10 protein-coding genes and 1 pseudogene are annotated in these 12,938 nt (G+C 53.9%); 9 read left to right on the top strand and 2 right to left on the bottom strand.

Annotated elements, in window-relative coordinates; translation table 11 throughout:
* The first annotated feature begins 3 nt into the window (after positions 1 to 3).
* The 8 genes from ACTJKV_RS17860 to ACTJKV_RS17825 all read left to right on the top strand — a co-directional run bounded on the left by ACTJKV_RS17860 (position 4) and on the right by ACTJKV_RS17825 (position 8,456).
* The gene (locus tag ACTJKV_RS17860) at positions 4 to 1,278 is read left to right on the top strand and encodes a hypothetical protein (RefSeq protein ID WP_062597836.1); all 1,275 of its coding nucleotides are present in this window, start codon (positions 4 to 6) and stop codon (positions 1,276 to 1,278) included.
* Positions 1,279 to 1,286: 8 nt separating this feature from the next.
* Positions 1,287 to 2,501: a hypothetical protein gene (locus tag ACTJKV_RS17855; RefSeq protein ID WP_440599172.1), complete on the top strand. Its 1,215-nt coding sequence runs from the start codon at positions 1,287 to 1,289 to the stop codon at positions 2,499 to 2,501.
* A gap of 330 nt (positions 2,502 to 2,831) precedes the next feature.
* On the top strand, positions 2,832 to 3,275 hold the full coding sequence (locus ACTJKV_RS17850; RefSeq protein ID WP_440599171.1) for a hypothetical protein: 444 nt from the start codon (positions 2,832 to 2,834) through the stop codon (positions 3,273 to 3,275).
* Positions 3,276 to 3,294: 19 nt separating this feature from the next.
* Positions 3,295 to 4,389 (top strand): DUF2169 family type VI secretion system accessory protein, encoded by a 1,095-nt coding sequence (locus ACTJKV_RS17845; RefSeq protein ID WP_440599170.1) that lies wholly within the window; start codon positions 3,295 to 3,297, stop codon positions 4,387 to 4,389.
* 2 nt (positions 4,390 to 4,391) lie between these two features.
* On the top strand, positions 4,392 to 5,501 hold the full coding sequence (locus ACTJKV_RS17840; RefSeq protein ID WP_113225788.1) for a DUF4150 domain-containing protein: 1,110 nt from the start codon (positions 4,392 to 4,394) through the stop codon (positions 5,499 to 5,501).
* A 21-nt stretch (positions 5,502 to 5,522) separates the two neighbouring features.
* Positions 5,523 to 6,455: a DUF3396 domain-containing protein gene (locus ACTJKV_RS17835; protein ID WP_113225789.1), complete on the top strand. Its 933-nt coding sequence runs from the start codon at positions 5,523 to 5,525 to the stop codon at positions 6,453 to 6,455.
* Between the two features lie 28 nt (positions 6,456 to 6,483).
* Positions 6,484 to 7,347 carry a hypothetical protein gene (locus ACTJKV_RS17830; protein ID WP_062597829.1) on the top strand — a complete coding sequence of 288 codons (864 nt, stop codon included), beginning with the start codon at positions 6,484 to 6,486 and terminating at the stop codon, positions 7,345 to 7,347.
* 5 nt (positions 7,348 to 7,352) lie between these two features.
* Positions 7,353 to 8,456 carry a hypothetical protein gene (locus ACTJKV_RS17825; protein ID WP_062597828.1) on the top strand — a complete coding sequence of 368 codons (1,104 nt, stop codon included), beginning with the start codon at positions 7,353 to 7,355 and terminating at the stop codon, positions 8,454 to 8,456.
* 159 nt (positions 8,457 to 8,615) lie between these two features.
* On the opposite strand, the pseudogene ACTJKV_RS17820 reads toward ACTJKV_RS17825, so the two are convergent.
* Together ACTJKV_RS17820 and ACTJKV_RS17815 are read right to left on the bottom strand one after the other, a co-directional pair.
* Positions 8,616 to 9,804 (bottom strand): annotated as a pseudogene (locus ACTJKV_RS17820) (IS3 family transposase).
* 336 nt (positions 9,805 to 10,140) lie between these two features.
* Positions 10,141 to 11,022: a (2Fe-2S)-binding protein gene (locus ACTJKV_RS17815; RefSeq protein WP_440599169.1), complete on the bottom strand. Its 882-nt coding sequence runs from the start codon at positions 11,020 to 11,022 to the stop codon at positions 10,141 to 10,143.
* Positions 11,023 to 11,640: 618 nt separating this feature from the next.
* On the opposite strand from ACTJKV_RS17815, the gene ACTJKV_RS17810 reads away from it, so the two are divergent.
* Positions 11,641 to 12,903 carry a RhtX/FptX family siderophore transporter gene (locus tag ACTJKV_RS17810; RefSeq protein ID WP_440599168.1) on the top strand — a complete coding sequence of 421 codons (1,263 nt, stop codon included), beginning with the start codon at positions 11,641 to 11,643 and terminating at the stop codon, positions 12,901 to 12,903.
* The last annotated feature ends 35 nt before the right edge of the window (positions 12,904 to 12,938 follow it).

The raw sequence follows: 12,938 nt of genomic DNA, 5'->3' as shown, positions 1-12,938 counted from the left end.
GCCATGAGCGACAAGTCCCAACCGCAGGCGAAAAATCTTGAGGCGTGGCGCGGCAATCCCAACTTTGCGCCTATTCTACCGCCTCTGCCTTTACGGAGCTCAAGGCAGGAGCATGCGCTACGACAAGTTGTTCGCAAAGATTTGGAAGGGTTCTGTCCGGCTCCATCCTCGCAAAATGTCCGGCCTCCCTTCCTACCCGGCTACGAGCCTGTCTCATACAATCCTTGGCAATTCCCTCCTAACCCATACGGCGCCGTCAGTCCGCTGGTTGGCGGGCAAACGCCACAGCCGCATCAGAATACGCTTCTGTCCAGCGACGGTTTTGCGACGGATGCATCTTATACCGAGACAAACGGCGACCCCCATAAGGTCGCCGAGGAAGCGGAGCATCGTCCTGCCAACGAGCTCATAAAGGAAGAAGACGGAAAGGACGAGGATAAGTCGAGCGATCCAGAAGTCGCAGCAACCGCGAAATCCAAGGTTGAATCTGAAGAGGCTTACGAAAGGTCGAATACGAGATGGGCCGACGGGTCCAGGGGGAGTAAGCAAGGGCACACCTCGACATACAAGGAAACCGGAAAACCCATCAAAGGAAAGTACGAGATGGGTGCAAGTGTCGAGCAGAAATATGATGAAAAGTCATATTTTTCTTCTGAGGACAAGGATGGCTTTGCTCAGGGCAAGACAGGTTTTCTCAACAGAACGACCAAATCGTCAGCCGGCGTAGCGATTTCCGACGATTGGGCAGGGGGTAATACAAATATTACCGCGAAAGCGGGAGCATCGGCGTCTGCCAGCCTTCTAGAAATGAGTGGCACACTCAATAAAGATGGACTGGTAAATGCTAACGGCGGCGTCGATGTTATGAAAGGGGAAGCAATTGCCGAAGCGGGCGTAAAGCTTGGCGCATATAATGGCTCACCAACTGTAACAGCCCAGGGCAAGGTCGGCGTGGATCTGACCCTCGCGCAGGTGAAAGGCGGATTGGGAGTATCGGTTACACCGTATCGTGCGGGCAATTTCGTCGTCCATGCCTTCAACGGCATTGCCGAATGGGCGGAGTGGGATGCGCGGCTTGGGGAGATCGATAAAAGCTGGGATTGGGGCGTCTTCATTGAGCTTGGAGGAGAGGCGGGAATTGGCGCCTCAGCGACGGCAGAAGCCGAACTAGGCACCCTCGATGACGGCAAAACGGGTTTTAGGGCTAAAGCAAAAGCGGCACTTGGACCTAGTGCCGGAGCAAAGCTTGGTCTTGGCGTGCAATCTCCGACAAAATAGGCTTAGTGATGCTAAAAGGAAAATCTAACCCGCAGGACATCGGTAAAGTATGCCGAAACGCACTTCTTACAATCGGGATGTCCATGCTTTCCAACTTTTTCCTCTCCGAGGTGGCGATGGCCCAGACCTATTCTACAGAGAGAATTCTTGCAACGACCACCGAAATCTCAGGCAAGTTCTCACGAAAAAAAATTGATCTCGGTGAGACCGGATTCAGTTTCTCAACCATCTTGGATGACAGCTTGCATATTTGGACAGAGCCTTCACCCTCTAAAGAGGGCGTGATCGCGCGTATCTACGATCCGGAAAACCGAGACAAGCTGATGATCGAGGTGCAGCGCATTCAGTTTGCCTCTTTCGCCGATGCAAAAACTGCTGGATACGGCTTCCTAGCCCTAAACGGCTATAATCGGATTCTCCAGGACACGACCAGGACGAACAGCGTATTTGGTTTCCTCGCGGCAAGCGAGTTTAAGGAGGGAACTGGCTATGGTCGTATGGCCCGGCTCGCAGCTATCAGTCATGGACGCGAGGTTCTAATCATTCAGGCAACTTTCGACTATGGGGATTATCCTCGCTTCGAGGATGCTCTGTCGCGCTTTTTTGGCGGGATCCAGATGGAGAACGACAGCGAAGCCATTAAAAGCCTGAAGCAAGAAACTGCTAAATCCGGGGAGGTTTTCCTCTACCCGCGTGGCTGGGACCTGAAAATAGTCGATAGCAGCAACAAGCCGGAGGGAACGTCTGATTACAATCTCTCTTTAGGTGGCGAGGAATATCCCAATATCGTCGTCCATATCCGCCCTGTGGATTTGGCGAAAGGCACAGAAATCGCCATGGATATGATATCCACCTTTACTAAGCAGATAGATGACAGTGCGCAGGCCTCATTTGTTGGGGACGCGGACATGGAAACCATCAAAAGCCACTCGGGCGAAATTCTTGCACATTCCTATGCGCGAGGATGGGACACGAAGAGCGGCGGGCATTTCGTGACGGAGATTTATGTCCAGAAAAACGCTACGCCGTCTTCTATCTCGGTTCTGGGACTGAACACCTACGACGCGCGCAGGAACATCGCTTCCTTCGACAAGGATGCCCAGCAGATTATTTTCAAGGGATGGGTAACGGGGGTTTCCGCATATTCGGCGGCGAAAATCTCACTAGGGCAAGCATACAAGGAGATTGAGCAGGAGTTTGAACTGCGAGCGGTTGGACGTTGATCCGGTCGCCAGCTTACTGCGACGCGCAGAGTGGAGTCAGGAGTAACCCATGAGCACTATGGAAGACAACCAAGTCTCTACATGGAGGGCCGTTCTCGCCTTCATTCTAGATTTTCTGACCTCTTTCATAGTTATTGGATACATCATTGCCATCCTTTTGGGGGAACAACTGATGCAGGCTTTGAACTCAAGGGCGGGCCGGCATTCCTGCTTTTCGCAGTTGTCGTCGCGTATTTCATAGTGTTCAACCGTTTCTTCAGCGGCACAATCTGAAACACCTTCTTAAGGCGAAACGCTATCTTTTTCGCTAACCAGGGGAGCAACATCATCATGAAGCACGATATCTCTGCTGATCTCTCGTCGGGTCTTCAACCGATCGAGGCCGCCTCCGGTCTGGATCGGTTCGGCCTCCATCTGATCCTTGACGTTTCGGCCGCAGGCGTGCCAACCGTCGCTGGCATCGATCCCGGCCGAGTGATGGCAGGAAATCCATTTGCTCAGGATGCTGTGGGATGCTTGGCGATCGGTATGGAGCTGGCGACTGGCCAAGTGCTGTTGATCGGTCATGTGACCATCGACACAATCGCCCGGACCTTCTCACAGGGTGTAACGTCGACAGTAAGCACGGTGTCTGAGAAGCCCCTTTGCCTGAAATGCGGTCGTTCGGAACTACGGCTCTATCCAGATGGCCGCATCCGTATACTAGGGGACGATGTGTCCATTGAGGCGCTGGGACGCACGGCTCTGAAAGGTGCGGTGGTCGAACTCAATTGAAACCAAGAGGATGGGCTCGATGTGGACGCTTGCCAACCGAACGCCATTTGCCGCTTTCGCGGGCTTTGACCGCGACAAGGAAGGCCGCAGCTACTGGTTCGTCTGGGCAAAAGGAACTTTTCGCATGCGCCACGGACGGTCGTGCCTGTTCGAGCGCAAGCAAATCGATCTTTTTCGTGCCCCTGTCTACCGCGCCGAAGTCGGCACAAGTGAGTTGATGGCTGATACTGATATCGGTCTTCCCAAAGCAAGGCCCGATTTCCTTTTGACCGGCCACGCCTACCGCCCGGCTTCGACATCCAGAAACGAGGCTTTCGAGGTTTCAGCCTCTATCGGATCTTGGTCCAAGTCCCTTTCCGTCCAGCCCGCTATGATCCGCTTTGGAAGAACGGCGGAGCTATTGCAGGATGACGACGACGCGCCAGTCTTTCTTGGCTTTAGCAATGCTTTCGGCGGCACCGACGCGGACAGCGAAGCCGGCCGTTCGCAGGAATTTGCGGAGAACCCATTGGGTCTTGGTTACTGGGTGTCCGAAGCCGCCGCAAGAGGAAAGGCGCTTCCGCGCCTTTACGTGCCGGGGGCTTCCCCCCTCACCAGATGGAACGACCGTGCAAAGCCGGCAGCTTTTTCCGCTATCCCGAAATCCTGGCCACAACGGGCGCAATATTCAGGCACCTACGACGAAAATTGGATGCGGAGAAAATCGCCGCTGCTACCCGACGACCTTCAGGAAGACTACTGGCAATGTGTGCCTGCAGACCAGCAACTCGATAAAACGCCGCCCGTGGGTCAGACGATCACACTCACTAATGTGCTGCCGGACGGCGGCGATGCGTCTCTGAGGCATTTCACGACCGAAATGCCGACGTTGGAGTTCGAGCTGACAACGCGTTTCAAGCACCGTTGGCAGGAGACGTCCATGACGCTGCAAACTATCCATCTTTTTCCGGATGAGGGTTTGCTAACGTTAGCCTATTGCGGCGCTATGCCTCTACTAAGCGCTACCAACGATGTGCTGGTCGAGCGCAGTGAACTTGTACTGCGTGGCCATTCTGGTTTCCGCGTGCGGCCGGACGATATGGACTGCTTCGACGGTCTTGGCATGGAGGTTTGACGATGCCCAACACTGTCTCCACTAATGGGCTAACAATGTCGCATAAGGGCACCGGCGGGTATGAGAAGAACTCGACTCCAGATGTTTGCTTAACTCCCTCCGGCCCTGTCCCTGTTCCCTACTCAATCATCTCTTTTTCTAAAGACCTTATTCGTGGAACGCGGACGGTTTTTGCCGATGGCGGGCATTCGGTGGCAGTCAAGGGGTCTGCACATACTCCTGGTTACGGCGACGAGCCGGGCACCCAAAAAGGGGTGATGTCCGGTACAAATATGCACGAATCCACTTGGATCACCTATTCGCCGAATGTCTATGCCGAAGGCAGGAACATATGCCGTTTATCGGACAAGCTGTTTATGAACAACAAGAACTGCATATCCGGCGCCGGCGGACACTACGAGCCACCTGCCCAGTTGGAAGAACTGGTGAAGGAGCTTTGCAGGATTTTCTGTCAGGTTCGCGATGAATGGCACGAGTGCAAAAAAAAAGGCGGCAGTTGCAAGCGTCCTTCGACCTTGGCCAAAGAGCGAACAGCCGACGCGCTCAAAAGCGGGGACAGCCGCCTGTCGAAGGCCATCGCCAGAAAATTTCCCGGCGCTGTTGGACATGCCGAGAAGACATTTTTCGGTTCAGCAGACAAAATTTTCGACGGAGCCAGAAAGATCTATGATCAGTCCGCTATGAAGGCCGCTATAAAGCGGCAGATCGACAAACTAGTAAAAAGGAGAATCGTCGAGAAGGGTATGAAGATGGCCGGTAAAGCTTGGATGAAGCTTGTGCCCGGCCTCAATGTGCTCTCCACGATAGTGGATGCCGCAGACCTCGCTTACACTGGCTATGAAATTTACGACATGATTCAGCAGTCGCAAACGGTCATAGACAAGGCTATCAAAGTGGTCCCCGACGTTGGTATTCAGGGTAAGGACGGTGATCTGATCGAAGTCTATGACTATAAGTTTGACGATCCTGAGACGGGTTACCAGGATGAATGGCAGAGGAAGCAGCAGCAAGAGCAAGCCTATCGGCGTGCTTCGGGCAGGTCACCTAAAAAAATCGACAATGACACCTGCCGGTGCGACAAGAAGGGCGGCTTGGTTGTGCCTTCCAGCTAGTAAACGTAATTGGAGGCCTTGATGCCTGATTTCATTCTTTATGAAGGAGAGCCGATTGCCGTGCCGGCTTTTCGCATCATCGCGATCATCGATGGTGACATACATGCCGATCGCAATCGAAAGATACTGGCTTCGATCTACGCAAAATTCGAGGCGCTTTTCGGTGAGAGAGCCAATGTTTCTTCCTACAATTTCACGGGATATACAGGTAAGATTCGGTGGACGAACCTCAAGATCATTGAAGACGGTCGTTCGTTTTTCGAAAATCAGAGTACAGAATATGGCGAGGGCCTCAGACGGTACGGCTACGCTCTCGATAGTTTTAAGGAGCCAGCCCTTCCGTTTTTCGGAGTTGAGCAGCGAAGTTATTTCAACTTTCTCGAGATTGCTATACCTGAAGACAATAACGCTGCGATGGATTTTGCGAATTTCGTGACAGAGCAGCTCATCAAGGCGCCGGTGATCAGCGGTGTCATGGGGATGGGCTTTTTTCTGCCTCCTTACAAAAGTAGCTTGCAGTTTATGATGGGCGGCACGACAGCTAGATATAGAGCCGCGATCGATGTCACGCCAGATATGCTCATGGACGGCCTCCGCAAGGAAGGCTCAGCTTATCGATGGAAGCCAGGAGAGCGACCGGGCATCTGCGATATCGGCTGGCGCACGTTTGTGGGCATTGAGTTCTGGGATCGTCTCCCCGATCACTCGGAGTTAAACAAAACGCTGGATGTACAAGTGGAAAAATCCGGCGGCGTTCTTTGCATAACCGCTGGCGATCGCCCGATCTGGGGTGACCTAAATATGGGTGAAGATATCGGAGCCTATAAGGCAGTAGCACGTTATCTTGCTCCTATTCGCATGCCACATGGCGCTTTGGAAGCATTCGCGTTCGGTGGCACCGGCACGCCGGAACAGAAGGATAAGGTAGAAGCCTATCTGACACGTTTTGATTAAGCCGCGCTCCCCAGAACTGAGAGTATCTATGTCCAGCGCCATCAAAGAAATAATCGTACAATCGGGCTCCCTGCCGCTCTATCTCCGAACGTTCCGGATCAATGTGCATTATTGCGCGGGAATGTTTCCTGACATCGAGCGGCAGGATACGATCGAAGAGGCTTTTGCAGAGTTGCAGGACGCTTTTCAGTTGGGTTTTTTCTGCTGGGATTATTTCCCCACCCGCGAAACGGCGAAGGTGACGCTGGAGTGGAACGCAGATAGTCATATGACCGTCGATGTTGTAGGCAATGGCCTGCACTATAACGCGCTGGTGGCCACGGTCCGGTTGGTCGTCAATCTTCATCATACGAATCTTGAGACATATGAATCTCTCAAGAGCCTGCTCAGAGACGATATAGACGCGTTGCCCAAACCCAAGGCCTTTCGCGAGACCGTAGCCTCTTTGGTCATATCCGAGATGGATCGCGCTGATCAGCGGATGGTGGTCACTCCAGATGTCCTAACCTATGCCGAGGAAGGGATAATCTTCCCTGCTTACGCGCCGCTGCAAGGAGCGATGAATGAGGACTTTATGGACAACGGCGGTGTGAAATTGGATAGACTGATTATTACATCGCCAGTCGATAAGTTACTTCCATCCCAAGACCTTGAAAAAATTGAGGACTATTTTCTCCGTTTGGTCGACAGCGGCGTATTTACGTCCATGGATAAGCTTGACCAACAAATTCGAGATAACGAAGCTGAAATATTCGAACGTAAGTGTGGCGATGAGATCCAACTGCTTCTTGGAGACTATCATGAACAAAAATACGGGGTTGTGGAGTTTCTGAACGTCATCTCTGGCGGTGACATCAACCGTCTGGTCATCAGCGATGAGAGCGACGGTTGACGTCTATGTTTACGGTTCTTGAATGTGGTCTCTCGTCCGCTTTAGGCGCGGGCGTCGATGCGACACATGCCTCACTGGAGGAAGAGAAATCTGCCCTCTTTCGGTATGAAACGTTTATTGGCAGCGATTTTCAACCGCAACTCTGCGCTTTCAGGCAAAAAGACAGGATCGGCAAACTTGCATACCGTTTGCGTGAGTTGCTTCATGAGGCAACTGCTGATCTAATTGCGCGCTTGGCCTTTCGCGATGAACCGTTGTCAGCTTTAAGTGGCCGAGGAGCAAAGTTGATCCTCATCCTTCCGGAAGTCGACGAGTCGAGCGGGCTCGATAAGGCCTCACTTGCAGTTGTCGGTCGCAACCTGATAAATGACATGAGCGATAGCCTATCTAACAGGTTAGGTATTGTCATCTCCGAAACGGTGATAAGGGCCGCCGGCCATGCCGGGGTAGGATCTGCAGTTGCGGATTGCCTCATGGAGCCGTCAAAGGAGCGCGATAATGTCGTTTTGATCGCGGCAGTGGACAGCTATAATGATCGGCAGCGGCTGAACCGGCTCAATGATCAGAGACGCCTCTTCAACCAACAAAATCAATTTGGCTTCATTCCAGGTGAAGCAGCTGGCATCCTTTTATTCAGGAGAGAGACCGAGGTCACCCCATCTTTGAAGGTTGTGGGTGCGGGACATAGGGTGGAGCCTGTCAGAGAGTACCAAGAGGCTGACAGTGTCTTCAATGCGTTAAGCGAGGCAGCATTCGTGGCGACAGATCTCGCCTTTAGCGGGCGTAGAGAAATGTCGATCAGTGCCTGGATCGCCGATTGGAACAACAGTCGCTACCGCGCCACCGAATTGTCTTTTGCTATTCACCGCCTGAACTCTGCCTGCTTGAAGAGTGACCTGCTACCCGTTTTTCCTGCGTTGCAGTTCGGTGATGTTGGTGCTGCGTATGGATGCCTTGCGATCGCTTTAGCGCGGTCAGCAAGAACGTTCTCCCTTACATTCGGCTCAGAGCATACCAATGCAGACACAGGCTATGAAGAGCTGTTTCTAGTATCAGCGGGCAGTATAGTGAGTGGTTTGCGGTCGGCGATGGTCTTGTCACGTGGCTGACCCCGCCTCACCATTGAAAGCACGCTGAAGGTAAAGCTTGCAATCGCGACTAAAGCGTCAAAAAAATCTGTAGAGAAAAGGGATATGGGTATGAGCTCGGTTATGAGTTGTTGGAACATCAAGAAGTGTTCACGCCCCTGGTGACCTGCCACTGAATTTTCATCCGGCGGCGATTAGAGCCTCGGTGGTTTTGGATACGCCAAATGGCGCTGTTTGAGCAACCGGCGGAAACTTGTAGCCTTCATCTTACGCAGCGTTGGAGCCGGTTGCGGCGATGAGCTCGGCATAGTCTGCCGGGGTTTGATATCCGAGCGATGAGTGTGGCCGGAAATGATTATAGTCGTTGGTCCATTCGTCGATGGCGCTACGGGCATGATCGAGGCCAAAGAACAGGCTTTCGTTCAAGAGTTCGTCACGCATGCGGCCGTTGAAGGATTCGACGTAACCATTCTGCATCGGTTTTCCGGGCGCAATGTAGTGCCATTCGACCTTGTGATCTTTCGACCAGGCCAGGATTGCGTTCGACGTGAACTCCGTGCCGTGATCGGAGACGATCATGCCGGGCTTACCGCGTCGTTCGATCAGCATCGTTAGTTCGCGAGCAACACGACGGCCGGAGATCGATGTGTCCGGGATTGCGGCGAGGCATTCGCGTGTGACGTCGTCCATGACATTGAGCACGCGGAAGCGCCTGCCACAGGCGAACTGGTCGTAGACGAAATCCAGTGACCAGCGGGCATTGGCCTTCGCCTCGACCGGATCGGAGCGCGTGTGCCGACGGCACGTCGTCGGGCCTTTCGCTTGCGGACCGACAGGCCTTCCTCTCGGTATAGCCGGTAGATTCGGTTGACGCCGGACGGCTCTCCCTCCCGCCGAAGCAGGATGAACAGTCGCCGATATCCGAAGCGTCGTCGCTCGTTGGCGAGATCGCGCAGCCTCGTCCACAGTTCGACTTCCGGTGCGCGGCAGGACCGATAGCGTATCGTCTTTCGGTCAGCGGATATGATCTGGCAGGCCCGCCGTTCCAAAAGGCGCATGACGGACTTCAGATGCGCGACGGCGTCACGCTCGGCGGCAGGCCCTACCATTTTTTTGAAAGAAGCTCGCGAAGTGCAGCCACATCCAACATCTGTTCGGCCAGCAGCTTCTTCAGTTTGGCATTCTCTTCTTCGAGCGCCTTCAGACGTTTTGCCTCAGAGACCTCCATCCCACCGTATTTGGCTTTCCAGTTGTAAAATGTTGCCTCAGAAATCCCGTGCTTCCGGCACAGGTCGACGGCTCTAGCCTCCGCTTCTTGCTCCTTCAGCACTGCAATAATCTGCTCTTCCGTAAATCTCTGCTTCTTCATGCGTCCGTCCTCAATGGACAGGACTCTAATCCATTCTGGATGAAAATTCTCAGTGGCAGGTCACCGCGGCAAAAGCGGAGTTAAAGGTTTGGGATTTGCAGCCTATTAGGAAGCAGGATGGGACTGTGGTGTGCAGTGATCTCTAGCGTCATCTGTGCTGCGTTAGCGATTGCTTAGGCTGAGAGGGAAAGCGCGCCGGCCCAGCTGACTGCTGCTTCACCGGCAAAGGAGCCAGCTTCGCTAGTGAGTGATCCGATGCGGTGGGCGCAAGAAAATTCGTGGAAGGCCGGGTTGGTGGTGGTCGCTGGCGTCGTGACGGGTGGTGCAATGGATCGATTAGGCAATGCCAAGTTGGTTGCGGAAGGCGCGACGAAGTTCATCGTCTCGGTCTGCGGGAGTTTTCAAGACACAGGTAGAACAATATGCGCCGCCTTCCACCAGATAAAATCGGCAGCAGCCACCGCGCTGCAGGAAAGTTTCGCGAACCTCCTGTTGATGTTGGTCGAATTCTGCCAGCTCGAAGTAATGAAGCTCGCGATTGGCCAACGGCGAGCCAGAAACTTTGAGAATGCGCATCGCTGCTGTCTTGGCCGTTTCGACGATTTCAAACCGGCGTCCCGTGTCCAGAAAGAGGTAGGCGATCGCGTCGCCCGCTAAGCGCCAAAGTGCGGCACGTGAAAGCCCCGTCTTCGTATGGATCTGCTCGACAACGGGACGAAAATGCTTCTCAAGCTCGGTTCTGAGCCTCTCGCCATCAATATCCTTGTCCAACTGACCGTACCAAAAGAGCGATTCGACGAACTGAACGTGGGCACGTCGAGCACGGTATATCTTTCCTTCATGCAGCTTTTCGGTCGTATAAAAACGAAGTCCAACCGATGCGGGCGAGAGGCCGGGAATGAGGCCAAAGCCGGTAATCAGCGGAACGGTTGCAGCGGCCAGGATGTAGCTGTAATCGTTCATCATCAGCGCCCCGGCTGTCTTGAGATCGACGCCTGCATATCGCGATTGTTCGAAAAGGATAAACTCCTCGATGGCTGTTTGGTCGGAGAAAAATGTTTGGGCGCTGATCCATTCGGCACTTTCCGGTCCGATCTCTGCGCGGACCTCAGGAAGATATGCCGCTTGCGCAGCAAGCGCACGCTGAAGGAATGCTTCCTTCGTGCCGGGAGTCGACGACCATGTGGTGGCCTTTGACGGTACACAACGGTCTGCCATCAGGAAAATGTTTCCTTTCGTCCCAGCAACCAGAGAAAATAAGGTCCTCCGATCGGCGCGGCGAAGAGGTCAAGCAGCTTCTTGTAACAACAGAAAACGATCCGCACTCGCCTGAGTACTGAGACCATGACGCCGGATTCGCAGTAACGAAAACGCAGCACGCCCACGCCATAGAAATCTTCGAGTCTGTTTTCCATCCGCTGCTGGTTGTGCTCCAGGATAAAACTTGTGTCTCAGTATCAAGTTCTCGATTTGGCAGCAATCTCCAATTCGCGAGAGTGGGCGACCGCATTCTCCTTTAGGTCCGGGTTGAAGCGGGTCACCGTGCTCTAGAAATTAGTGGAACAAGACTTCACGCGATCGAGATAAGAGCCTGACGGAGGACGCAAATCTGTCCATAGACGCAATTGTTGTTGAACTGCCAGCTTCAGTTCTGACACGTCGAAACCTGTTCGCAATTGTCCTAAACAAGTTCGTTCATATCCAAGCATGTCCTTGAAGATGATATAAAGATGATAAAAATACTCCTGTTTAAATGCTTTGGAACAGACCGGCGTTTGAGACGCTGAAAAACTTTAACGGTCTGCGGTGTTCCTGGCTCATCAATGCGGTTCTTGCATGGCCCAAATCGACGACGCGATCTCCGGTAACGCTACCCCGACCTCTGCTTTCGAGCGGCGGTTAATGGTTGTGCTGGGAGGGCTTTACCTTGCTCAGGGGATACCGACCTATCTGCTTCTCGTGGCATTGCCGCCGATCATGCGTGAAAGCGGGGCATCGCGCACATCTATCGGGCTGTTCTCGTTGTTGATGTTGCCGCTCATCTTGAAATTTGCGGTTGCGCCTTTGGTAGATCGGTGGTCTCCGTTTCCTAAGCTCGGCCATCGCCGCGGCTGGGTCGTCCCAACACAGCTGCTCGTCAGCGCGGGAATTGCTTCGATGGCGCTGGTGGAGCCGAGCGACGCTGCCGTTCTGTTCGCAATCTGCATATCGATTACGCTTGTGTCCTCCGTGCAGGACATTGCAACGGACGGTTACGCTGTCAGACGGCTGACGGACAGGAACCGCTCGATGGGTAACGCCGTCCAGGCGGGGGCTGTTGCGCTCGGAGTTATCATCGGCGGCACGGCGGCGCTCGTCGTCTTTCATGTTGCGGGATGGCGCACGATGATTCTGCTGGTCGCCGCGCTATCGTTGTTGCCGGTCCTGGCCGCCATGGCGATGCAGCCCGAAGCGCCCACGGCGAAAGAGAAAAAGCGCGCCAGCCTAGCCGGGTTCTTTCGTCGCCCTAATGCCTGGTTGATCCTTGGTTTTGCGCTGACATACCGGGCGAGTGAAGGTCTCGTTCGCGGTATGGAAGGCACCTATCTGGTTGACAGCAAGGTTCCGACCGACTGGATCGGTTACCTTTCCGGTGGAGCGGCAGCCACTGCGGGCCTGATTGGCGTAGCGATCGCTGCTTTCATCATCCGCAAGTTTGGCCTGACAACAACACTTATCCTGCTGGGCGGCCTCAGAAGCCTTTGCTTCCTCGCCTTTGCCCTGAACGCATTCGGCGTGTGGCCCGGTATGTGGGTCGCAATGTCGGCCTCGGCATTCCAGACGCTGATCCGTTACATGGAGCTGGTGGCCATTTATTCCTTCTTCATGAAGAACTCATCGGATGATCAACCGGGAACGGATTTCACCATTCTCACCTGCGCCGAGCTGATCGTTTACATGGCGGGGGCGTCTGCAGCTGGCTTTATCGCCGACCGCGTAGGTTACTCCGCTCTATTTTCGACGGCAACGGTGTTGTCGCTTGCGGGAATGGGACTATCGGTCTGGTTCCTTCGAAAGCTCGGGCGCTGTCCGAGGGCACCTGTCACGGCAGGTGCCTGATACGGACGCGAATCCACAACAATTCCATTGGAGTT

This window comes from Agrobacterium sp. 22117, from assembly GCF_052045735.1.
GTDB lineage: Bacteria > Pseudomonadota > Alphaproteobacteria > Rhizobiales > Rhizobiaceae > Agrobacterium > Agrobacterium cavarae.
Note: the sequence above shows the minus strand (reverse complement) of the source record. Positions and strands in the feature narration are given on the sequence as shown.

Coding starts and splice junctions, on each gene's coding strand:
- ACTJKV_RS17860 (WP_062597836.1), top strand. CDS start 4: ATGAGCGACAAGTCCCAACCGCAGGCGAAAAATCTTGAGGCGTGGCGC.
- ACTJKV_RS17855 (WP_440599172.1), top strand. CDS start 1,287: ATGCTAAAAGGAAAATCTAACCCGCAGGACATCGGTAAAGTATGCCGA.
- ACTJKV_RS17850 (WP_440599171.1), top strand. CDS start 2,832: ATGAAGCACGATATCTCTGCTGATCTCTCGTCGGGTCTTCAACCGATC.
- ACTJKV_RS17845 (WP_440599170.1), top strand. CDS start 3,295: ATGTGGACGCTTGCCAACCGAACGCCATTTGCCGCTTTCGCGGGCTTT.
- ACTJKV_RS17840 (WP_113225788.1), top strand. CDS start 4,392: ATGCCCAACACTGTCTCCACTAATGGGCTAACAATGTCGCATAAGGGC.
- ACTJKV_RS17835 (WP_113225789.1), top strand. CDS start 5,523: ATGCCTGATTTCATTCTTTATGAAGGAGAGCCGATTGCCGTGCCGGCT.
- ACTJKV_RS17830 (WP_062597829.1), top strand. CDS start 6,484: ATGTCCAGCGCCATCAAAGAAATAATCGTACAATCGGGCTCCCTGCCG.
- ACTJKV_RS17825 (WP_062597828.1), top strand. CDS start 7,353: ATGTTTACGGTTCTTGAATGTGGTCTCTCGTCCGCTTTAGGCGCGGGC.
- ACTJKV_RS17815 (WP_440599169.1), bottom strand. CDS start 11,022: ATGGCAGACCGTTGTGTACCGTCAAAGGCCACCACATGGTCGTCGACT.
- ACTJKV_RS17810 (WP_440599168.1), top strand. CDS start 11,641: ATGGCCCAAATCGACGACGCGATCTCCGGTAACGCTACCCCGACCTCT.